General features: G+C 63.2%; 17 protein-coding genes. 6 read left to right on the forward strand and 11 right to left on the reverse strand.

What is annotated here, in order from left to right:
* The first annotated feature begins 38 nt into the window (after positions 1–38).
* The 6 genes from PKE98_RS14315 to PKE98_RS14340 all read left to right on the forward strand — a co-directional run bounded on the left by PKE98_RS14315 (position 39) and on the right by PKE98_RS14340 (position 5,635).
* Entirely contained in the window at positions 39–1,085 is a 1,047-nt protein-coding gene (locus PKE98_RS14315; RefSeq protein WP_271195973.1) for a histone deacetylase family protein, read from the forward strand.
* Positions 1,078–2,175, forward strand: coding sequence for a polyamine ABC transporter substrate-binding protein (locus PKE98_RS14320; RefSeq protein WP_271195974.1), 1,098 nt, complete (start codon positions 1,078–1,080; stop codon positions 2,173–2,175). Before PKE98_RS14315 ends, PKE98_RS14320 begins: the two co-directional genes overlap by 8 nt.
* A 238-nt stretch (positions 2,176–2,413) precedes the next feature.
* Positions 2,414–3,274, forward strand: a complete 861-nt coding sequence (locus tag PKE98_RS14325) for an urea carboxylase-associated family protein (protein WP_271195975.1) — start codon at positions 2,414–2,416, stop codon at positions 3,272–3,274.
* A gap of 8 nt (positions 3,275–3,282) precedes the next feature.
* On the forward strand, positions 3,283–4,026 hold the full coding sequence (locus PKE98_RS14330) for a 5-oxoprolinase subunit PxpA (protein WP_271195976.1): 744 nt from the start codon (positions 3,283–3,285) through the stop codon (positions 4,024–4,026).
* Positions 4,023–4,727: a 5-oxoprolinase subunit PxpB gene (gene pxpB / locus PKE98_RS14335; protein WP_271195977.1), complete on the forward strand. Its 705-nt coding sequence runs from the start codon at positions 4,023–4,025 to the stop codon at positions 4,725–4,727. The genes PKE98_RS14330 and pxpB overlap by 4 nt, the downstream gene beginning before the upstream one ends.
* Positions 4,724–5,635, forward strand: a complete 912-nt coding sequence (locus PKE98_RS14340) for a 5-oxoprolinase subunit C family protein (protein WP_271195978.1) — start codon at positions 4,724–4,726, stop codon at positions 5,633–5,635. Before pxpB ends, PKE98_RS14340 begins: the two co-directional genes overlap by 4 nt.
* Before the next feature lie 22 nt (positions 5,636–5,657).
* On the opposite strand, the gene PKE98_RS14345 is transcribed toward PKE98_RS14340, so the two are convergent.
* From PKE98_RS14345 to PKE98_RS14395, 11 genes are all read right to left on the reverse strand, one after another.
* Entirely contained in the window at positions 5,658–6,326 is a 669-nt protein-coding gene (locus PKE98_RS14345; RefSeq protein ID WP_271195979.1) for a glycosyltransferase family 2 protein, read from the reverse strand.
* Complete coding sequence (locus tag PKE98_RS14350; RefSeq protein ID WP_271195980.1) at positions 6,323–6,934, reverse strand: class I SAM-dependent DNA methyltransferase; 612 nt, start codon at positions 6,932–6,934, stop codon at positions 6,323–6,325. Before PKE98_RS14350 ends, PKE98_RS14345 begins: the two co-directional genes overlap by 4 nt.
* 9 nt (positions 6,935–6,943) lie before the next feature.
* Positions 6,944–7,708 carry a PIG-L deacetylase family protein gene (locus PKE98_RS14355; protein WP_271195981.1) on the reverse strand — a complete coding sequence of 255 codons (765 nt, stop codon included), beginning with the start codon at positions 7,706–7,708 and terminating at the stop codon, positions 6,944–6,946.
* Positions 7,705–8,727 (reverse strand): acyl-CoA dehydrogenase family protein, encoded by a 1,023-nt coding sequence (locus tag PKE98_RS14360; protein ID WP_271195982.1) that lies wholly within the window; start codon positions 8,725–8,727, stop codon positions 7,705–7,707. The genes PKE98_RS14355 and PKE98_RS14360 overlap by 4 nt, the downstream gene beginning before the upstream one ends.
* A 12-nt stretch (positions 8,728–8,739) precedes the next feature.
* A complete protein-coding gene (gene glgX, locus PKE98_RS14365) occupies positions 8,740–10,905 on the reverse strand; it encodes a glycogen debranching protein GlgX (protein WP_271195983.1) in 2,166 nt (721 codons plus the stop codon).
* A 46-nt stretch (positions 10,906–10,951) separates the two neighbouring features.
* Positions 10,952–11,365: a DUF2934 domain-containing protein gene (locus PKE98_RS14370; RefSeq protein WP_271195984.1), complete on the reverse strand. Its 414-nt coding sequence runs from the start codon at positions 11,363–11,365 to the stop codon at positions 10,952–10,954.
* Positions 11,362–14,196: a malto-oligosyltrehalose synthase gene (locus PKE98_RS14375; RefSeq protein ID WP_271196039.1), complete on the reverse strand. Its 2,835-nt coding sequence runs from the start codon at positions 14,194–14,196 to the stop codon at positions 11,362–11,364. The genes PKE98_RS14370 and PKE98_RS14375 overlap by 4 nt, the downstream gene beginning before the upstream one ends.
* A 4-nt stretch (positions 14,197–14,200) precedes the next feature.
* Positions 14,201–16,297 carry a 4-alpha-glucanotransferase gene (gene malQ / locus PKE98_RS14380; RefSeq protein ID WP_271195985.1) on the reverse strand — a complete coding sequence of 699 codons (2,097 nt, stop codon included), beginning with the start codon at positions 16,295–16,297 and terminating at the stop codon, positions 14,201–14,203.
* A complete protein-coding gene (treZ, locus tag PKE98_RS14385; RefSeq protein ID WP_271195986.1) occupies positions 16,294–18,066 on the reverse strand; it encodes a malto-oligosyltrehalose trehalohydrolase in 1,773 nt (590 codons plus the stop codon). The genes malQ and treZ overlap by 4 nt, the downstream gene beginning before the upstream one ends.
* Positions 18,066–19,619, reverse strand: a complete 1,554-nt coding sequence (glgA, locus tag PKE98_RS14390) for a glycogen synthase GlgA (protein ID WP_373877860.1) — start codon at positions 19,617–19,619, stop codon at positions 18,066–18,068. The genes treZ and glgA overlap by 1 nt, the downstream gene beginning before the upstream one ends.
* A 242-nt stretch (positions 19,620–19,861) precedes the next feature.
* Positions 19,862–20,986 carry a mechanosensitive ion channel family protein gene (locus tag PKE98_RS14395; RefSeq protein ID WP_271195987.1) on the reverse strand — a complete coding sequence of 375 codons (1,125 nt, stop codon included), beginning with the start codon at positions 20,984–20,986 and terminating at the stop codon, positions 19,862–19,864.
* Between the last annotated feature and the right edge of the window lie 16 nt (positions 20,987–21,002).

Below are 21,002 nucleotides of genomic sequence, written 5' to 3' on the forward strand. Positions count from 1 at the left end.
CACAATGCCGGCACAAGAACACTGATGAGGAGCGCCCCATGTTGACCGTCTACAGCGACGACCACCGTCTGCACCATGGCCAGACCGAACTGGTCGATGGCCAGTTGCAGCCCTGTTTCGAAATGCCCAGCCGCGCCGATACGGTGCTGGCACGGGTCAAGCAGCAGAAACTTGGCGAGGTGATCGAACCGAAGGATTTCGGCCTGGCGCCCATTGCCCGTGTGCACGACAGCGGCTACCTCAGCTTTTTGCAAAGCGCCTGGGCGCGCTGGGCTGCCGAAGGCCACAGCTGCGACCTGCTGCCCTCGTGCTTTCCCGCGCGCCGTCTGCGCCGCGACGGGCCGATTCCCCGCGCGTTGATCGGCGAGTTGGGGCATTACTGCTTCGATACCGAGGCGCCGATTACCGCCGGCACCTGGCAGGCCATCTACAGCTCGGCGCAGGTCGCGCTCACCGCCCAGGACCATATGCGCCAAGGCGCTCGCACGGCCTTCGCCCTGTGCCGGCCGCCAGGTCACCATGCCGGCAGCGACTTTATGGGCGGCTATTGCTTCCTCAACAACGTCGCCATCGCCACCCAGGCGTTTCTCGACCAGGGCGCCAAGCGTGTGGCGATCCTCGACGTCGACTACCACCATGGCAACGGCACCCAGGAAATTTTCTACCAGCGCGGCGACGTGCTGTTCGCCTCCATTCACGGCGACCCGCTGGACGAATACCCGTACTACCTCGGCAATGCCGACGAAACCGGCGAAGGCGCGGGCGCGGGCTGCAACCACAACTACCCGCTGGCCCTGGGCAGCGGCTGGCCGGTGTGGAGTGCAGCGCTGGAAGATGCCTGCGGCAAAATCGCTGCTTATGCGCCGGATGTGCTGGTGATTTCCCTGGGCGTGGACACCTACAAGGAAGACCCGATTTCCGAGTTCAAACTCGACTCGCCAGACTACCTGGCCATGGGCGCGCGCATTGCCGCGCTGGGCCTGCCCACCTTGTTCGTGATGGAAGGCGGTTACGCGGTAGAGGCCATCGGCGTGAATGCCGTCAACGTATTGCAGGGCTACGAAGCAGGTGCCAGCCATGCTTAACAAATCGACGCTGGGGTTGCTGTTCGGCGCCTCGCTATTGGCCAGCGCTACGTTACTGGCTGCCGAGCCGGTGGTGCGCATCTACAACTGGTTCGATTACATCGGCCCGGACACCCTCAAAGGCTTCAAAGCGGACACCGGCATCGAGCCGAAATACGACGTATACGACAGCAACGAGGTGCTGGAGGCCAAGCTGCTCTCCGGCCACTCCGGTTACGACCTGGTGGTGCCCAGCGACAGCTTTCTGCCCAACTACATGAAGGCCCAGGTGTTCCAGAAACTCGACAAGAGCAAATTGCCCAACTGGAAAAACCTCAACCCCGAACTGCTCAAGGTGCTGGCCGCCAAAGACCCTGGCAACCAGTACGTGGTGCCCTATATGTGGGGCACCAACGGCATTGCCTATAACGTCGACAAGGTCAAAGCCATCCTCGGCGACGATGCACCGCTGGACTCCTGGGACCTGCTGTTCAACCCGGAGATTCTCGCCAAGCTCAAACAGTGCGGCGTGGCGTACCTAGATGCGCCCACCGAGGTCATTCCCGAGGTACTGCAATACCTCGGCCTGTCGCCCAACAGCCACAACCCCGAGGACTATAAAAAGGCCGAGGCGCACCTGAACAAATTGCGCCCGTCGATCACCTATTTCAGTTCCTCGAAGTTTGTGACCGATCTGGCCAATGGCGATATTTGCGTGGCGCTGGCCTGGTCGGGCGGCGCCATGCAGGCAGCGGCGCGGACCACTGAGGCGAAAAACGGCATCAAGATCGAATACCGCATTCCCAAAGAGGGCACGGCGGCGTGGTTCGACGTGCTGGCCATTCCGCGGGATGCGCAGAACATCGAGCAGGTACACGCTTTTATCAACTACCTGCTGCGCCCGGAGGTGGTGGCGCCGATCTCCGATTATGTTTCCTACGCCAACCCCAACCAGGCGGCGGACAGCCTGATCAGCCCGGCGTTGCGCAATAACCCCAACGTGTACCCGCCGGCTGAGGTGCAGGCCAAGTTGTACAGTGTGGAGATGCTTCCGCCAGCGCTGGAGCGGATTCGTACGCGGACGTGGACAAAAGTAAAAACCGGCAAATAAAGTCAAATGCCGTGCACCCCTCTCCCGCGTGCGGGAGAGGGGTCGGGGGTGAGGGCTGGCCGTTACGCAATCCCATGCCCGGCTCAATACCGCTCCCTCACCCTAACCCTCTCCCACAAGTGGGAGAGGGGACGTTAGCCGAGTATCCCGCAAGAGAGAGGACTTGCTTGCACGTTCCCTGTGGGAGAGGCTTGAGCCTCGATGCTGTTGATCTTCCTCTTACCCCAGGAACCCGATCATGCCCAAGGCCTACCAGGACTACCCAGCCGCCTACCAAGTCAGCAAAGGCTCTGCCTTGCAGGTCAACGAGGCCTTTTACCAGCGCATTCGCGAGCAGCAGAACGCGCGCACGCTTATCGAGCAATTCCAGATTCCGATCCGTACCGGCCGCGCCTGGAAGGTGCCGGCCGGCCATGTTTTTCGCATCACCACACCCGTGGGCCCGCAAGTAGGTGACCTGAATATCTGGAACGCCCACGACCCCCGCGAGCGCCTGTGGGCCGCCCGTACCCGGCAGTTGCAGGGCGCGCACGTAACCACCTACGACCGCCTGTGGTCGAACCTGCCGTTTCTGCGTCCGCTGGTGACCATCACCGACGACAGTCTGGCCGGCTACGGCATCGATGAGCATGGTGGCCGCGTGCACGACCTGCTTGGCACCCGGTGCGACCCCTATGTAAACAAGATGCTCACCGGTGAAGACTTTCATCACCACTGCCACTCCAACCTGACCCGCGCTGTGCTGCCCCACGGCCTGACCGAGTTCGATGTGCATGACGTGCTCAACGTTTTCCAGTGCACCGGCCTGAACGACGACGACCTGTATTTTATGAAAGCCTGCCCGGCCAAGCAGGGCGACTACCTGGAGTTCTTTGCCGAAATCGACCTGCTCTGCGCGCTGTCCACCTGCCCGGGTGGCGACCTGTCGCTGCCGATGTGGGGGCCCGAGGCGCAAGATCCGTTGAGTGTTTGCCGGCCATTGGGCGTCGAAATCTATACACTCCAGCCCGCCTTGCTGGAAGGCTGGCGGCAACCCGAGCGCGCCGCCTACAACGGTCAGCACGGCCTGCAGATTGTGGCGCCGGCCTGGGAGCAATAGGAGCGAGCATGGTGTTGTTGAATTGCGATATCGGTGAAAGTTTTGGCGCCTGGACCATGGGCCTGGATGCCGAAATAATGGCGCATATCGACTGCGCCAATATCGCCTGCGGCTTCCATGCCGGCGACCCCGGCACCATGCGCAAAACCGTGGCCCTGGCGTTGGAGAACCAGGTACGTATCGGCGCCCATCCTGCCTACCCCGACTTGCAAGGCTTCGGTCGCCGCTCCATGGCCCTGGCGCCCCAGGAAGTCATCGACCTGCTGCATTATCAGATCGGCGCCCTGGCCGGTATTTGCCGGGCGCAGGGCGGCGAAGTCGAATACGTCAAACCCCACGGCGCGCTGTACAACGACATGATGGGTAACGCTACGTTGCTGCGGGCGGTGTTTCAGGCAGTGGCCAGTTATGGCGGCGTGCGCCTGATGCTGTTGGGCCGCGCCGACAACAGCGTGGCGCAAGCCTTAAGCGATGAATTTGGCGTGCCACTGTGGTTCGAGGCCTTTAGCGACCGCGCTTATGACGGCGCCGGTAACCTGGTAGCGCGCAGCCTGCCGGGCGCGGTGCACCACGAACCGGAACGGATCGTCGCCCAGGCGTTGGACCTGGCGCAGGGCAAACCGCTGATCGCCAGTGATGGCAGCGCTTTGCAGCTGCAGGTCGATACCCTTTGCGTACACGGCGACAACGCCGCGTCGGTGGCGGCGGTGCGGCGTATTCGCCACGCTCTCGATGAGCTGAAAACGGCATGAAGGTGCGGGTCGAGGTGGTCGCCATGGACTGCCTGATGCTGCGCCTGTTCGATGACATCGACGAAGCCCATATGCCCTGGTTGCTGGCTGCGGTGCAGCGATTGCGCGCGGAGTTCGGCCCGGGGCTAATCGACCTGGTGCCGTCTTACACCACGCTGATGCTGCACTACGACGTGCAACGTATTGGCGCCGTACAGGCACGGGAGCTGATTGCTACGGCGCTGGAAAACCTGCAGCCGGCGGGTGAGGGCGGTGGTCGCTTGCATGAGATTCCGGTGTGGTACCACCGGCAGGTGGGGCCGGAGCTTGAGTTGTTGGCGGCGCGCAGCGGGTTGTCGGTCAGCCAGGTCATCGAGCGGCATAGCGGCCATGCGTACCACGTATTTGCCCTCGGCTTTGCGCCGGGTTTTGCTTATATGGGGCTGGTCGATCCGCAATTGGCTGCGCCCCGTCTGGCCACGCCACGCAAGCGCGTCACCCGCGGCAGTGTGGCCCTGGCGGAGCGGCAGACGGCAACCTACCCGCAGACCTCGCCCGGCGGCTGGAACGTACTGGGGCGTACGCCCACTGCATTATTCGACCGCGCGCTTGACGGCTACAGCCTGCTGCAGCCGGGTGATCGCGTGCGGTTTATGCCCGTCGACCATGCCGAGTTTTTGCGCCAGGGCGGGGATGACACGCCATTGGAGGCGCTGGCATGAGCGGACTGCTGATCGAGCAAAGCACGCCATTGATCCAACTGCAGGATGGCGGCCGCTTTGGGGTGCGCCACCTGGGCGTGAGTCAGGGTGGCGCGGCGGATTGGCTGTCGATGTATTGGGCCAATTGGCTGTTGGGTAATGCGCTGGATGCAGCCGTGATCGAAATCACCCTGGGCGGCCTCGGTGTGCTTATTCAGCAGGACGGTTGCCTGGCGCTGGCCGGTGCGGATCTGGCTGCAACGCTGGATGGGCAGGCGCTAGAACCCTGGCAAAGTTTTACGGTGCGCGCGGGCCAGCGTTTGCGCTTTAGCCATCCGCAACAGGGTTTGCGAGCGTATCTGGCTGCACCCGGTGGCTTTGCCTGCACGCCAACGTTGGGCAGTTGCAGCACCGTTAGCCGCGAAGGCCTCGGCGGTTTGCACGGCGAGGGTCAGGCGCTGGTCAGCGGCGATACGTTGCAGTGGCCGGGCACGGCTGAGCCTCGGCAGCTGCCGCGCGAGCTAATCCCGGACTTGAGCCTCAAGCAGCCTCTAGACCTGGTACTGGGCGCCCAGATTGGCGACTTCAGCGGCCAATCGCTGTTCGACCTGTTTAATCGCCCCTGGCAACTGGACAGCCGCGCCGACCGCATGGGCATTCGTCTGCTTGGGCCCGCGCTTGAGTATCAGGGCGCGGCGCTGATTTCCGAAGGCATTCCGCTGGGTGCGATTCAGGTGCCGCCTGATGGCCAGCCGATCGTGCTGCTCAATGACCGGCAGACCATCGGCGGTTATCCGCGTGTGGGTGCGTTGACGCCTGAAGCGTTGGCGCGCCTGGCGCAGGCGCAAACGGGGGACTGTGTGCGGTTCAGGCCAGTGTTGGAGCAGCAAGCGCAGGCCCGTCATCTACAAATACTGGCCGGCTTTTAAGCCGGCCAGTTGAGAGCGCCTGTTACACCGGAACCTGCTGGGAGGCCGTCAAGGTGCGCAGGTAGTCGGCAAACCCGCCGGCCATCCGCACCTCCAGTCGTGCACTGGTGACCACCTGGGGCATGGCGGTCCAGGCGATGCTGGCGCCGCTTTGCTGAAACCGCGCCACCAACTCCACATCTTCATCTACCGCCAAGGGTTGAAAGCCGCCAGCGCGGATATACGCCAACGCGCTAAACCCCAGGTTGGCGCCGTGGATATGCCGGTGGCCATCGCCGTTGTGGTAGCGGCCTTGGTACTCGGCTTGAACCTCATCCGGAATATCGCCCCAGTCTGCGATCTGCACAGTGCCGCACACCACGTCGGTGCCCTGGTGCAACTGCGCCACCAGCCAGTCTTCGGCCACCTGGCTGTCGGCGTCGGTGCAGGCCAGCCAGCGCGCGCCCTGGTCCACTAGCAGGCGCACGCCGGTGGCACGCGCTTCGCCCACATTACGTGCATCCACGGCAATGGAGGCCACGCCATGGGCCAGGGCGATTTGTGCCGAGGCGTCGGTGCAGCTATCGAGCACCACCAGAATATGCACGGTTTCGCCGTTCAGTTCCGGGTGCGCGGCGGCGCGCTGCAGGGCTACCAGGCAGTTGCCCAGCAATTTTTCTTCGTTGTGTACCGGGATGATCACACCAATCATGTTGCTCTCCTGATCAGGCCTTCTTGCTCGGCTACCGAGGTGGCGTCTTCGCACCACACTTCCAGCAGTAAATCGGCTTCCTGGTGCCAGACCAGGCGCGGCATGCGTAATAGATGATGAAGCTCGGCGTGCACCTGGTCGCCCGTGTGCGGGCAGCCGTCGATGGTGGGCCGCCAATGGCAGGCGAGCACCGTGCCGCCGGGGGCGAGGGCGTAGCGCATGCTGAAAATAAGTTGAGTCAGATCGGTGCTGTCCAGGTAGTAACCCAGCTCGCTGAAAACGATCAGGTCAAACTTGCCGGGCGGCCACTCCTTGGGCAGCCGGCCTTGCCAAAACTGCACATTGGGCCGCTGTTTCAGGCGCGCCTGGGCCAATTCCAGGGCGGTGGTAGAGGTGTCGCAGCACAGTAGCCGGCCGCTGCGATTGGCCAGCTTGGCGCTCAGCTCACCGTTGGCGCAGCCCAGTTCCAGCACGCTTTTGTATTCGTGCTGCGGCAGGCAGGCGAGGGTGAGGCTACGCTTGCGCCGTTCGTACCAGCGGGTGCGCATCGCCCAGGGGTCGGCGTCCGCGCGGAACATGCCTTCGAAGTAGCTATCGGCCACGCTCATGGCTCGCCCTCACACAAACATCAGTTCAAAAGGTTGCTGCAGGCGCTCCACGGCGCAGGCGGGCAGAACGGGGGGCAAGTCGGCTTGCGGGTCGGCGTGAATCTGGCTGGCAAAGGCTTGAATCGCGTGGCGTTTGCGCGCTTGGGTGAAGATGTCGAGCGGCAGTTTGCGTGCCCGCTCCCAAGGAATGCGCGCGTCTTCCGGATCAGCCCAATGCCAGGCCCAGATCGGGATTTCCCGCAGCGGTACCTGGGCGTGTTCGCACGCGGCGATGCAGGCACGGGCGGTGGCTTCGTGGTCGCTATGGCCGTCGTTACGCCAGGTGGTGAACAGCACGTCGTTAGGCAGCATATAGCTGAGCAGAAACTGGGTGAGTTCGTCCTCGTACACGTGCACCTGAGTGTCCGGGTAGCCGGCGTGCAGCCATTTGTATTGGCTCTGGTCCAGGCCCAGACGGCGCAATGCCTGGGCGCTTTCCAGCGGCCGGGCGATGCTCAGGCGCTGCGGTGTCCAGTAGTGCGAACCCATATTGCTGCCGGTGCCGGCGGTGACCGAAACCAGCAGCAGTGGAATGTTTTGCCGAGCGAGCAATTGCATCAACCCGCCGCAGCCAAGCACTTCGTCATCTGGATGCGGTGCGACAATTACCGCCCGCGAGCCTGCTGGCAGCAATGCGTCCAGGCCGATAGGCTGTACATCGCCCAAGCGCCGGGATTGGTTCCAGGCCTGCAGCGGCGTGCCGATAAGTTGGCTATTGATCAAATTCGGTTTCATAACATCCAGCTTCCTTCTGGTTCTTCGGCAACCCGCTCACCTTGAGCGGCCAGGTCGCGTTCTGCATGGCTCTGTCTTACATAGACCGGGAGGTCTGCCAGCAGTTGTGCAAATTTTTCATCGCGACAAAAAGGAGCGGCGCCCAAGGCCCGACCGACGTGTTCAATGGCCTGCGCAGCGGCCAATTCGCATTGGCTGCGTAAGCGCCGAACCAGCCGTTCTGCGCTGGCATAGGGGTGCTCGTCTATCCAGGCAGCCCCTGCGCGCAGGCTGTCGGCGGTACAGCTCAGGGCGGTGTCCAGTGCACCCAGGTGTGCCAGGGCATGGGGCTCGGCGCGCTTGTGGCAGTGGCTGCGCAAGGCTTCGCCCAGCGCCTGTGCAGCGCCAAACCAGCAGGCGCCGATGCCGGCACCGCCTTGCCAGAAACCGGGACGGGACAGGTAGGCGCCCGGCGGGCCGATAAGGTGCCCCCGCGCCTGGTCAAAGCGCACTTCCACGCTGGCGGTGGCGGCCATGCCCACGGCGTTCCAGCCTTGATCGGTAACGTCGATACCCGGTTGTTGCAGGGCCACGGCCACCAGTTGCTGCTGGCCTTCTTCGTCCCAGCAGGTCAGCAGTGCATGGCTGATTTCCTTGGCGCCGGAGCACCAGGCTTTAAGGCCGTCCAGGCGCACATCCTTGGCCGAAGTACGGGCATTGATATGCACCCTGGCCTGCGGCGGTTCAGCCGCCCACATCCCCCAGGTGCTGTCGGCCGGCATGGCGTAGTCGGCCTGCACCTCGGCAATGATTGCCAAGGCGTCGGTATGGCCTTCGTAGAGTTTGCACAGGCTAAGGTCAGTCGCAGCCACGCTGGCCAACCCGCGCCAGCGTTGCAAGGTGGAACCGCCGCCCGGGTAGGGCAGACGGTCCAGGCCTTCATTGACGACTTGGCTAAGCGCCGCGCCGGGCTTGCGCACCGGCACGGTCAAGGTGCGCAGGAAAGCCTGCAGATCGGCATCGCTGAAGCGGCGTTCCATGCTGTGGGCTCCTCATGCGCTGGTGTCGCGCTGAAGCTCGAACAGCAGGAGCGAGCGACCGGTAACGGTGAATTCGGCGTCGAATTCAAACGATTCCTTGCTGTGGTCTTCCGGCCGGTTGCTGTCCAGCAGGCAGGTCCAACCGCGGCCTCCGGCTACTTCCGGCAGGGTGAAATTGACCACGTCACTGTGCGAGTTGAGGATCAGCAACAACGTGGCATCGGCGCCTTTACGGCGAATGCCGGTGGGTTGCGCGCGACCGTCCATCAGCATACCCAGGCAGCGAGCGTGCGGGTCTTCCCACTGCTCGGGCGTCATCTCGTTGCCGCAGGGCGACAGCCAGGTGACGTCTTTTACGCCCAGTTCCTCGTTGTATTGCCCAACCAGAAAACGCCCGCGACGCAAGATCGGAAAGGCCTTGCGCAGGCTGATCACTCGGCGGGTGAAATCCAGCAGGCTTTTGCCTTCCTCGTCGAGGTTCCAGTCTACCCAGCCGATTTCATTGTCCTGGCAATAGACGTTGTTATTGCCGCCCTGGGTGCGGCTGAATTCATCACCGGCCACGATCATTGGCGTGCCCTGCGACAACAACAACGTGCCGAGCATATTGCGCATCTGGCGCAGGCGCAGCGCTTTGATTTCCGGGTCGTCGGTGGGGCCTTCGGCGCCATGGTTCCAGGAAATGTTGTTGTCGTTGCCGTCGCGGTTGTCTTCGCCATTGGCGTCGTTGTGCTTGTGGTCGTAAGACACCACGTCGCGCAGGGTGAAACCGTCGTGGGCGGTGATGAAATTCACCGAAGCGAAAGGCCGGCGGCCGCGTTGGTTGAACAGGTCACCCGAGGCCGTGAGGCGGCTGGCAAGTTCGGCCACCTGGCCTTCGTCGCCGCGCCAGAAGGCCCGCACGTTGTCGCGGTAACGGTCGTTCCATTCCACCCAGCCCGGCGGAAAACCACCGACCTGATAGCCGCCGGGGCCGCAGTCCCAGGGTTCGGCAATCAGCTTGGTCTTGCTCAGCACCGGGTCCTGGCGGCAGGCCACCAGGAAGCTGTGGCGCTCGTCGAAGCCGTCGGCGTAACGGCCGAGGATGGTCGCCAGGTCAAAGCGGAAGCCGTCCACGCGCATTTCGGTGGCCCAGTAGCGCAGCGAGTCGGTCACCATCTGCAGCACGCACGGGTGGCTTAGGTCCAGGGTGTTACCGGTACCCGAGTCGTTGATGTAGTGGCGCTTGTCGCTGGGCAGCAGGCGGTAGTAACTGGCGTTGTCGATGCCGCGCATGCTCAGGGTCGGGCCCAGCTCGTTGCCCTCGGCGGTGTGGTTGTAAACCACATCCAGAATCACCTCGAGCCCGGCGTCGTGCAGGTGGGCGACCATCTCTTTGAATTCGTTGATATGGCCGCTGGCGGAGTAGCCGGCGTGGGGCGCAAAAAAGGCGATGCTGTTGTAGCCCCAATAGTTGTTCATGCCTTTTTCCAGCAGGTGTTTGTCATCGACAAAGCCGTGGATAGGCAAAAGCTCCACGGTGGAAACGCCGAGCCGCTTGATGTGTTGCAGCAGGTCCGGGTTCATCAAGCCGGCGTAGGTGCCGCGCAGGTTTTCGGCCACCGAGGGGTGGCGCATGCTGGTGCCGCGCACGTGGGCTTCGTAAATGATGGTGCTGTCCCAGGGTACCCGCACGTTGGGGCGCTCGCCCCAGGTGAAGGCCGGGTCGATCACCTTGCTCTTGGGTACGAATTTGGCGCTGTCGCGCTTATCGAAACTGAGGTCGGCATCTTTGTGGCCGATGGTGTAGCCGAACAGCGATTCGGACCACTTCAGCTTGCCAACCAACTGTTTGGCGTACGGGTCGATCAACAGTTTGTTGGGGTTGAAACGATGCCCGGCCGAGGGCTCATAGGGGCCGTAAACGCGGTAACCATAGATTTGCCCCGGGTGCGCATCGGGCAGGTAGCCGTGCCAGATTTCGTCGGTGTACTCGGGCAACACAATGCGTTCCAGCTCGGTTTCACCGGTGCTGTCGAACAGGCACAACTCCACCTTGGTGGCGTGGGCGGAGAACAGCGCAAAGTTGACGCCCAACCCGTCCCAGGTAGCGCCCAATGGAAATGGGTTGCCTTCGGAGATGCGCGATTGCCGCACGACTTGCGGTGCCGAGTTCGGCGATTTATGCGGCTTGGTCATGGTGGTGATTCCTTCGTCTCAGTCGATTCAATTCGTTGGGTGCAGATCAGGCTTTCGGCGCCTTGGCGGCTGGTTTTTTCGGCGCAGGCTTCTCTGGCGCTACCGGTTTTTTTGCCGACGGTTTGGCAGGTTTGCTGACCGCGGGCTTGGGCGGGGTGGTGGCCTTGGGCGCAGCCGGTTTGGCGGCAGGCTTTTTCGCGGCTGGCTTGGCTGGTTTGGGTTCAAGCAGCGCCGGCTTTTCAGCCTTGGCCTTGGCCGGTTTTTTTGCTGCGGGAATGGCCGGATTAGGCGCTGCCAGGCTTTTGCCTTTTACCGTTTTATTGGCCGCCGGCACGCCGGCTTCAGAGGCCGCCAGCTTGATTGCCATTTGCCAATGGCGCTCGGCCTGGCCTTCGGGTTTGCCTTCGGATTCCCAGATCTGAAAGGCGAATTCACGTACGCGTTTTTCATCGATGCTCATGGCCGAGGCTCCTGAAAGGGATGTAGCAGGTTTACCGGGAAGTCCCGCAATAAGTGGGCGAGGTCGAGGCGACCATCGACCGGGGTATGGCGGCTGGAAGTAAAGGCACTTACCAGCGTGTGATGGCTGAGGCGTGGCGGCAGCAGCAGCTGCGTGTCGCCCCAGGCGTCATCGGGTATCAGTGGGGTGGTTTTGCCGTCCAACAGGCCTGCGGCCAGGCGAGGCACCACCACGATGGCGAAGCGCTCGCCGTCCAGGTGTCGGGCAAATGCGAGTATCCGCGCGGCCTGGCTACCAACGACCTGCAACGGCAGGTACTCACCACGGGCGAACAACTGCGGCTGCGCGGCTCGCAGGTTCAGCGTGCGCTGCACCAGCCATTGTTTGAGTTGGCCGCCGCGCCAGTGGTGAATCAGTTCGGCCACCGGGCGCGGATGGTCCAGCGCGGTGCGCCGTGCGGCAAAGTCCACCGGGCGGCGGTTGTCCGGGTCTACCAGGCTGAAGTCCCAGAACTCGTTGCCTTGGTACAGGTCCGGCACGCCGGGCGTGGTCATGCGCAGCAGCGCCTGGGTCAGGCCGTTAAGCGCGCCGCTGGGGGCCAGCGACTCGGCGGCGGCGGCAATCTCGCTGCGCAGTTCCAGGGCCTCGGGGTTTTGCAGCAGGCCTTGCAGAAAGCGCCGGCACGCGCCTTCGTAGCTTTCGTTGTTGGCACTCCAGCTGCTGCGCAGTTTGGCTTCGCGCAGGGCTTTTTCCTGCCAGCCGAGCAAGCGTTGCAAGTAGTCATCCAGGCCCGCCTGGTTGCTGCTGGTCAGGCCCAGCGGCCAGCTGCCGAGCAAGGTTTGGTACAGCATCAGCTCATCGCCGGGGCTGGGTGCAATCCCGTCGGCCAACTCTTCGCGCAGCGGCGCGGCCATGCGCCACCAGCTGTCGACGCGGTCGGCCAGCCAGGTGGAGCGCTCGCTAAGCACGGCCATGCGCGCGCGGGTGTCTTCGCCGCGTTTGTGGTCGTGGGTGGCAGTGGTCAGCAGGTTGTCGGGGAAGGTTGCCAGTCGCTGTTGCCAGTTGGCTTGCAGCTCGGCAAGCGGGGCGCTGAAGTGCTGTGGGTCAAAGCCCACGTCGTTGCGCGACAGGAGCACGGCACTGCGATAGCAGGCGGTGTCTTCCACCGCTTTGGCGGCAGCGGGCGAGGTCAGTTGCTGGAAGCGTGTCAGCAGTTTTTGCCGCTGTTTGCGCGCCGGCCCTGGCGGCAGGTGACGCAGCGGCTCACCACCGAGCCAACGGTCGAGGTACGCGAGCAGCGGCCAGTCGGCTTCACCCAGGCTGCTGTGGGCGGCCTCCAGCGCTTGCTGGAAGAAGTGCTGATCTTGCGCGCTGCGGCCATGGGCCCCGGCGTAGGTGCGGTACACCGGAAAGTGCACGATCAATTCCAGCAGGGCGCGGCGAATGGAGCCCAGCGTCAGGTCGCGGGTGGCGATATCGTCACGGGCCACCAGCAACAGGCCCTGGGCCAGTGCTTCGAGGTCGCCGGCCAGCGTGCCGTTGAGCACCAGTTGCCGAGCCTCGCGCACCTCATCCATAAAGTTGGCGGTACGCCCGCTGCGTTCTTCCCACAGGGCCGACAGTTGCAGCTGCCCAATGGGGTCGTGTTGCAGCAGCGACACCTCGTTCATGAATTCGTAGCCGGTGGTGCCATCCACCGACCAGTTGCCGAGCAACTGCTCGCCGGCGCCGAGGATTTTTTCCACGTAGATCGGGAACGGCTGGTCCAGTAGCGCGCCAGGGCGCTTGCTGAGCAAACCGTTGACCCGCCGCCGCAGCTTGCGGCAGTAACTGCCTGGGTTGGCCAGGCCGTCGACATGGTCGATGCGCAGGCCGTCCACCAGGCCTTGCTGAATAAGCTGGAAGATCTTGCTGTGGGTGGCTTCGAATACCCGGTTGCGTTCAACCCGCAGGCCGCCCAGCTCGTTGATATCGAAAAAGCGCCGCCAGTTAATGTCGTCTGCCGCCGTGCGCCAGCTGGCGAGGCGGTAGTACTGGCGCTCCAGCAACTGGTGCAGGTTATTGAAGGCGTGCTGATCCAGACTGCCTGCATCATCAATGCTGCCGGCCACCACTTCGAAGTGGCTCATGGCATCGGCCAGCGCCAGGCCGACTTCCGGCACCTGCGCTACTTCGGCCAGCTCATTACGAATTTGCCGGGCGCTGTGCCAGGCCAACGGGTCCACATCCAGGCTTTCGAACCGTGCAGCAAAGGCTTGCAAGGTCGGGTCGTCGCTGGTTTTCAACACATCGGCATAGGTGGGCGGGCAGAGCGGAAAACGGTGCTCGTAATGCTGGGCGTAGAGGCTGCCGGTGTCGGCATCGAATTTCAGCAGGATCTCGCCTGCGGCCAGCACTTCGCCGTAGTCGCTGCGCAGAAAGGGCACCAGCAACTGACCGACCATCAAGGGGTCGTGGGAGCGCCACTGGATATCGAAGAAGTTGGCATAGGGGCTGGTGGGGCCCCATTCCAGCACGTCGAGCCACCAGGGGTTGGCGTCGCCGCCCACGGCCATATGGTTGGAGACGATATCCAGAATCAGCCCCATGCCATGGGCGCGTAACTCGCCCACCAGGCGCACCAGTGCGTCTTCGCCGCCCAGCTCCGGGTTGATGCAAGTCGGGTCGACCACGTCGTAGCCGTGGGTGGAGCCGGGCCGCGCCTTGAGAATGGGCGAGGCGTAGACATGGCTGATGCCCAGCTTGGCGAAGTAGCTGACCAGGGGCACAGCATCGTCAAGGGTGAAGTCTTTATGAAATTGCAGGCGGACGGTGGCCGTCAGCGGGCGCAGTGGCTTAGTCATGGCGGGCCCTCACAGTGGGCGCCAGGTGGTCGCGGGCGCGGCGGGCCTGGTCTAGGCGTTGCAGGCGTTGGCTGGGTTCGAGACCGTCGAGCATGTCTTTGGCATTCACCGACCAGCGTCGCCGCCAATTGGGGTGAATGTCGCCGGGGCCGGGCAGGTTGGGTTGCTCGAATTCGCCCATGGCATCCTCCAGTGGCAGCAGCACCAAGGGTGCCGGGGTGCTGCCGAGGAAGGAGGCGCTGGCGTCCAGTTGTTCGGTAATGCTGTTGTCGCGAATCGGCAGCAGCGCGCAGTCTTGCAGGGCTTTTTGCAGGCAGTGTTTTTCCCACTGGCGGTGGTTGTGGTCGTTGGCGCTGTGCTCGGGGCTGATGTGCCCGGCCTGTTCGCGCCATTGGATATCGCGCCCCTGCATCCAGCCGTGCAGGGTGGGCAGGTCGTGGGTGGTGGTGGTCGCCAGGGCGTCGTCCGGCCAGTGAGGGGCGGGAATAAAACCGCTGTCATGTTGCTCGAACAGCAGCACGCGCATCCCCAGCAAGCGGTGGCGCGCCAACTCTTCGCGCAGGCCTTCGGGCACGGTGCCCAGGTCTTCGCCGATCACCAGCGCGCGATTGCGCCAGGATTCCAGGGAAACCAGCCGCAGCAAATCTTCCAGTGGGTAGTTCAGGTAAGCACCGTCTTTGGAGTCGGCGCCCTGCGGTATCACCCACAGGCGCTTGAGGCCCATTACGTGGTCGATGCGTACGCCGCCGACATGGGCCAGGTTGGCCTGCAGCATTTCGATGAAGGCGCGGTAACCGTGGCGGCGCAGGCCGTCAGGGGAAAATGCTGATATGCCCCAGCTCTGGCCCTGGCGGTTGAGGATGTCAGGGGGTGCGCCGACGGTTAGGCTTTGCAGCAGTTCGTCCTGCCGCGCCCAGGCCTGGCTGCCGGCGCCGTCGGCACCCACGGCAAGGTCGGCGATCAGGCCGATCTTCATGCCGGCGCCCAGCGCAGCGGCCTGGGCGCGGTCCAGGCCACGGGCGATCAGCCATTGGCAGAAGGCGTGGTAGCCCACTTCGCGGGCGTGGTCGGCGGCAAACAGCTCCACATTGGGGTGGTGCGGGTCGCGGTAGTGTTCGGGCCAGGTGCGCCAGTCGCCGGGCATCTCGTGGCGCACCATAAAGCCTTGCAGGGCTTCGAAGCGGCAGTGCTGCAGCAGGGCGTCGCCGCCTTTGAGCAGGAACTTGTCGAAGTCCGGCGTCAGCGCATTGTGTTGATCGCTAAAGCGGCTGTATAGCTGGCGCAGCAAGCGCTGGCGGCTGTCGGTAACGCCGGGCCAGTCCACCAGGTCGAGGCTTTCCAGGTGGTGTAAACCGGCTTGCAGACCGCACACCTGAATCGCGTCTTGCACCGCCGCATCGCCCAGCAATACATCGGGTGCGGCGTGCAGCGAATTGAACAGCAGCCGGCTGGAGGGCGAGTAGGGGCTGTACTGACCGGGCCATGCATTGAACATGGCATGCACAGGGCTGATGGCCAGAGCATCGGCGCCATGTTGGGCGGCGCTGCGGGCCAGATCGGCGAGGGCACGCATATCACCCAGGCCGCCGTCGCCGGGGCGCCGCAGGGAATACAATTGTGCGGTCAGGCCCCAGATATGCTGGCGTTGGCCATCGGTGAGTTCTTCCACGCTCAGGCACGCGGGCGGCGCGACGGCTACGGTGAGCTCACGCTCGCCGATATGCAGGCGGTGGTAGCCGCATGGGTCGATGGCAGGCAGGCAGGCGTTGCCGTCGAGACGGCCGCTTACCCGACGACCATCTTCGAGTTCGAGGCTGTAGGGGGTGTCGGCGCGAAATTCGCTACCCAGTGCCAACGGTGCATGGCGCACGTGGGTCAGCAGCGGCGGCAGTTCGCGCGAGTTGTGTTCGTGTTGCAGGTGGGCAAGGCTGGCGCTGATCTGCTCGGCGCTCTGGGCGCTGTAGCCCAGGCTTTCGATCAGCGCGCGCTGGGCGTCAACGCTAACCTGCTGCGCTCGCCCGTTGGCGTCGACCCAGTCGACACTCAGCCCTGCCGCGGTGGCCAGCCTGGCCAATTGCTCGTCGCTCATGCGCTTTCCTCAAGTGATGCCAGGGCACTGAACGGCCCGCGCAGGCCTTGTTGCGCGGCGTGCAGGTCAATTCGATTGCCAAATACCACCCGCGCTGCCGACCCCAAGGGTGGGGCGGTTACCGGGTCGGCGCTGAGGTTGATGTCGATGCGCAGTTTGCTGCCGTCGGCCAACGTCCAATTGGCGCTCACAGCCTTGTTGCCAAGCACCTGCACATGGCCGGCATGGCTGCCGGACAAGCGCGGTACGATCAGTTGCTGACGCAGTTCCAGCAGCTTGCGGTAGTAGATGCGCCAGGCTTGGTGGGTGGGGTCGATATCCGGGGCGTAGTCGGGCAGCGAGCTCTTGAAGGTGCCGAGTTTGTTCGGGTCGGGAATGCTGTCGCGGATGGCAGCGTCCTGGAACACGGCAAAGTCTTTGAACTCGTTGCGCCGGCCATCGCGTACGGCAACACCGAGCTCATCGTGGTGGTCGGTGAAGAACAGAAACGCTTGGCGCGAGCCCCACTCCTCACCCATGAACAGCAGCGGGATCATCGGTGAAAGCAGCAGCAATACCGTTGCCGCCTTGAGTGCATCGGGGTCGCACAGGCAGCTCAGGCGCTCGCCGAAGGCACGGTTGCCGACCTGATCGTGGTTCTGCAAAAACAGCACGAAGGCGGTGGGCGGCAGATGCCCGCTGGGTTCGCCGCGGGCGTGGCCATGGCGGTTTTTTTGCCCTTGGTAAACAAAACCTTCCTGCAGGCAGCGGGCCAGTTTTTCCGTGGGTTGTTGGGCATAGTCCTGGTAATACCCTTCATGCTCATCGGTGAGCAGTACATGCAGGGCGTTATGGCCGTCGTCGTTCCACTGGGCATCGAAGCCGGCCTGCAGCAGTTCGGCACTGTTGTGTTCGTTTTCCAGCACCAGGTGCAGATGGCGCTCCAGCGGCACGGCGGCGCGCAGGCGTTGGGCCATTTCAACCAGAAAGTCTTTTTCACTGATGGCGTGTACCGCGTCGAAACGCAGGCCGTCGACCTTGTAGTCCAGTACCCACATCAAGGCGTTTTCGATAAAAAAGTCCCGTACCTGGGGGCGGCGAAAATCGATGGCCGGGCCCCAGGGGGTGGAGATGTCTTCGCGAAAGAAATCCTTGGCATAAAGGCCGAGGTAATTGCCGTCGGGGCCGAAGTGGTTGTAGACCACGTCGATAAACACCATCAGGCCCAGCCCATGGGCGGTGTCGATCAGATGACGCAGCTGGTCCGGCGTGCCGTAGGTATTGTGCGGCGCGAACGGCAGTACGCCGTCATAACCCCAATTGCGTTCGCCGGGGAACTGATTCAGCGGCATCAGCTCGATGGCCGTAACACCCAACTCGCGCAGCTCGGCCAGGCGCGCCTCCACGCCGGCGTAGCCCCCGAGCAAGCCGACATGTACTTCGTAGAGCACGGTTTCATGCCAGGGGCGGCCGTGCCAGTCAGTGTGTTGCCAGGTGTAGGAGTCGGCGCTGGTGAGCAGGCTGAAGCCGTGCACATCGTTCTGTTGGGCACGAGACGCCGGGTCTGGCACCTGCTGCTCCCCATCGATGCGGTAGGCGTAGGCGCTGCCCAGCGGGCACGGCAATTCACGGCGAAACCAGCCGTCCGGTTCTTTATTCAACGGCTGGGTATAGCCGTCGCCGAACACCACCTCGACGCTGTTGGCGGCGGGTGCCCAAAGGGAGAAGCGGGTACTGCCCTCGTCGAGGTAGAGGGCGCCATGTGCCGGCCGTAAGGTCGGCAAAGGCATCAGTAGGTGCCTCGCGCGCGACCGGCTCGCTGTTGCAGCAGCGACTTGTACAGGCGGTCGTAGGGTTCTACCGACTGTTTCCAGTACAGCGGCGATGCCATGGCGCGGTAGCGCATGGCATTGAGCAGGTCAGGGTATTTGAAGACATTCAGGGCGCGTTGTACGGCGTCCACATAGCTGTCTTTGGTGGCGCGGCGAAACAGAAAGCCGGTGACGCCATCTTCAATAGTGTCGGCCAGGCCCCCGGTTTTACGCGCGATGGGCAGCGAACCGAAGCGCTGGGCATACATCTGGCTCAGCCCGCAGGGTTCAAAGCGCGAAGGCATCAACAGAAAATCGCTGCCGGCAAACATGCGCCGCGCATCGGTTTCGTTGAAACCCACACGCACGCCCACGCGGCCGGGGTAGCGTTTGGCCATTTCCAGCACAGCCTGCTCCAGCTCTGGCTCACCGCGACCGATGATTGCCAGGCGACCGCCGCCCTGCACGATGGTGTCGACGACCTCTAGCGTCAGGTCGATGCCTTTCTGCTGCACCAGGCGCGAAACCACGGCGAACAGAGGGCCGTCTTCAACGTCGAGGCCGAACAGCTGTTCGACATAAGCGGCGTTGCGTTTTTTGCCGTCCAGATTGGTGATGCTGAAACCGGCGACCAGATGTGGGTCGGTACGTGGGTCCCAGCTTTCGTCGATGCCGTTGATGATGCCGCTCAGATGACCCTCGTGGGTTTTGGCCTGCAGCATGCCTTGCATCCCGCAGCCGAAGGCTTCGGTGGTGATTTCTTCGGCGTAGGTGTGACTAACGGTGGTGATGTGGTCCGCGTAGGTGATGCCGGCCTTAAGCAGGGACAGCTGGCCGTAGAACTCCATGCCTTCCTGGCCCAGTGCTTCTGGCGGCAGGCCCAACTCCGGGCTGCAGTGCTTGTCGATCATGCCCTGGTAGGCGAGGTTATGAATGGTGAACACGCAAGGCGTGGCCTGCTTTTGCCATTTCATATACGCCGGAGTGAGCGCCGTGGGCCAGTCGTTGGCATGCACCAGGTCCGGTACCCAGCTCATGCTGGCATGGCCGGCGGCGATTTCGGCAGCGGCCAAGCCCAGGCGTGCGAAACGAATGTGGTTGTCCGGCCAGTCGCGGCTGTTCTCGTCGCCATAGGGCGTGCCGTCGCGCTCATAGAGCTCGGGGCTGAGCAGCACGTACACCACCAGACCGTCGGGCAACTCCATACGGCCGACCTTGCACGGTGGCAGGGCGGCATGGCCGGCGATTTCACCGATTACGCGCATGGGGTTGCCGCTGTTGAGTACCTGCGGGTAGCCGGGGATCAGCACGCGAATGTCGTGCTGGCCGGACAAAGCCCGTGGCAGGGCAGCGGACACATCGCCCAAGCCGCCAACCTTGATCAGGTCTGCCAGCTCGGAGGTGACAAAAAGGATTTTTTTCTTATTGGGATAGATCGTTTGAGGCTTGTGGCTTTCCACGGGTGTTTGAGCCTTTGGGGCGACAATTGAAGCGAAATTGTCCAGCCGGTCCATCGCTATTGCAGTTCCCATACTTTCCTCCCATTGCGCTACCCGGTTGGGTCAGCGCGCGTTCCGCTCAGGCAGTCGCGTAAATGTCTCCCCGCATTGGCCAGGCCAATGCGACAACAGGTTGTGTGTTGGAGTGGATTGGCTTTTGTCGGCCAGGTCGTTGCCCCTACCTAACTGCTGACTGGCTGGACTTTGAAAAAGTTTCTACTTTTTTTGCCGCAGCAAAGGCAACGAGCTCAGGTGGCGCAAGGGGCGGGAGGGCGTCAGACCGGTGGTTGTCGTTCCGGTTCTGCAATGGGTTCGTGGCGGTGCGGGTTGACCACTTCGGTGGTCGGGCTGGTCTGGAAGGCGGCGCGCAATTGCGGCAGGCAGTCGGGGTGTTTGTGGCTGATAAAGTTGATCAGGTTTTCCCGAATGTAGCAGCGCAGGTCCCAGCCGCTGGAGGAATCGCGGGAGCTGACCAGTACCCGCAACTGAATGGCCCGGTCACTGGTTTCCACCACTTGCAGCACGCTGACGCGGCCGTCCCACAGTTGCGGGACTTCTTGCAGCAGGCGCTCGAGCTCCTTGCGCAGCGGCTCCAACGGAATGGCGTAATCGACCCAGAAGGTAACGGCGCCAGTTAGCGACGACGAAACGCGGGTCCAGTTCTGGAACGGGTTTTCGATAAACCACTGCAGCGGCACGATCAACCGGCGGTCGTCCCAGATGCGCACCACCACGTAGGTACCGGTGATTTCCTCGATACGCCCCCACTCGTTTTCCACAATCACCACGTCGTCCAGGCGAATGGGCTGAGTGATGGCAATCTGCAAACCGGCGATCAGGTTGCCCAGCACCGGCTTGGCCGCAAAACCGACGGCCAGGCCGGCAACTCCGGCCGAGGCCAGCAGGCTGCCGCCAAATTGGCGGGCGCTGGGAAAGGTCATCAACATGGTGGCCAGGCCAAACAGCAATACAAAGAAGCTCAGGGTGCGTACCAGTACGCGGGTTTGCGTCTGGATCCGGCGGGCGCGCAGGTTGTCGGCAATGTCCACCGGGTGATGAACCAGGATCATTTCCTGCACTGCCGCCACTGCCCGCAGCCCCAGCCAGGTAAAAGTGCCGATGATTGCCAGGGTGGTGACGTGGCGCAGCGCGCCGATCAGCATCAGGCTGTCGTCGGCGGCCGTCCAGACCGTTTGCAGGCCTAGCAGGGGCAGTAACAGGCACACCGGTTGGCGCAACTGGCTGACCAGTTCGCGTAAAAACGGTACCGGTTTGGCGAGGCGTTGCAGTACGCGGGTAATCAGCCGCGAAGCGATCATCAGCACCAGAACGGTGATGGCGGCGGCGAGCAAGGTTTTCAGTTCGGCAACCGGAATATGACTGCGAATCTCGTCGAGCATGGGAACGTCCCGGTTT

This window comes from Pseudomonas turukhanskensis (assembly GCF_027922365.1).
Classification (GTDB): domain Bacteria; phylum Pseudomonadota; class Gammaproteobacteria; order Pseudomonadales; family Pseudomonadaceae; genus Aquipseudomonas; species Aquipseudomonas turukhanskensis.

Coding starts and splice junctions, on each gene's coding strand:
- PKE98_RS14315 (WP_271195973.1), top strand. CDS start 39: ATGTTGACCGTCTACAGCGACGACCACCGTCTGCACCATGGCCAGACC.
- PKE98_RS14320 (WP_271195974.1), top strand. CDS start 1,078: ATGCTTAACAAATCGACGCTGGGGTTGCTGTTCGGCGCCTCGCTATTG.
- PKE98_RS14325 (WP_271195975.1), top strand. CDS start 2,414: ATGCCCAAGGCCTACCAGGACTACCCAGCCGCCTACCAAGTCAGCAAA.
- PKE98_RS14330 (WP_271195976.1), top strand. CDS start 3,283: ATGGTGTTGTTGAATTGCGATATCGGTGAAAGTTTTGGCGCCTGGACC.
- pxpB (WP_271195977.1), top strand. CDS start 4,023: ATGAAGGTGCGGGTCGAGGTGGTCGCCATGGACTGCCTGATGCTGCGC.
- PKE98_RS14340 (WP_271195978.1), top strand. CDS start 4,724: ATGAGCGGACTGCTGATCGAGCAAAGCACGCCATTGATCCAACTGCAG.
- PKE98_RS14345 (WP_271195979.1), bottom strand. CDS start 6,326: ATGATTGGTGTGATCATCCCGGTACACAACGAAGAAAAATTGCTGGGC.
- PKE98_RS14350 (WP_271195980.1), bottom strand. CDS start 6,934: ATGAGCGTGGCCGATAGCTACTTCGAAGGCATGTTCCGCGCGGACGCC.
- PKE98_RS14355 (WP_271195981.1), bottom strand. CDS start 7,708: ATGAAACCGAATTTGATCAATAGCCAACTTATCGGCACGCCGCTGCAG.
- PKE98_RS14360 (WP_271195982.1), bottom strand. CDS start 8,727: ATGGAACGCCGCTTCAGCGATGCCGATCTGCAGGCTTTCCTGCGCACC.
- glgX (WP_271195983.1), bottom strand. CDS start 10,905: ATGACCAAGCCGCATAAATCGCCGAACTCGGCACCGCAAGTCGTGCGG.
- PKE98_RS14370 (WP_271195984.1), bottom strand. CDS start 11,365: ATGAGCATCGATGAAAAACGCGTACGTGAATTCGCCTTTCAGATCTGG.
- malQ (WP_271195985.1), bottom strand. CDS start 16,297: ATGAGCGACGAGCAATTGGCCAGGCTGGCCACCGCGGCAGGGCTGAGT.
- treZ (WP_271195986.1), bottom strand. CDS start 18,066: ATGCCTTTGCCGACCTTACGGCCGGCACATGGCGCCCTCTACCTCGAC.
- glgA (WP_373877860.1), bottom strand. CDS start 19,619: ATGGGAACTGCAATAGCGATGGACCGGCTGGACAATTTCGCTTCAATT.
- PKE98_RS14395 (WP_271195987.1), bottom strand. CDS start 20,986: ATGCTCGACGAGATTCGCAGTCATATTCCGGTTGCCGAACTGAAAACC.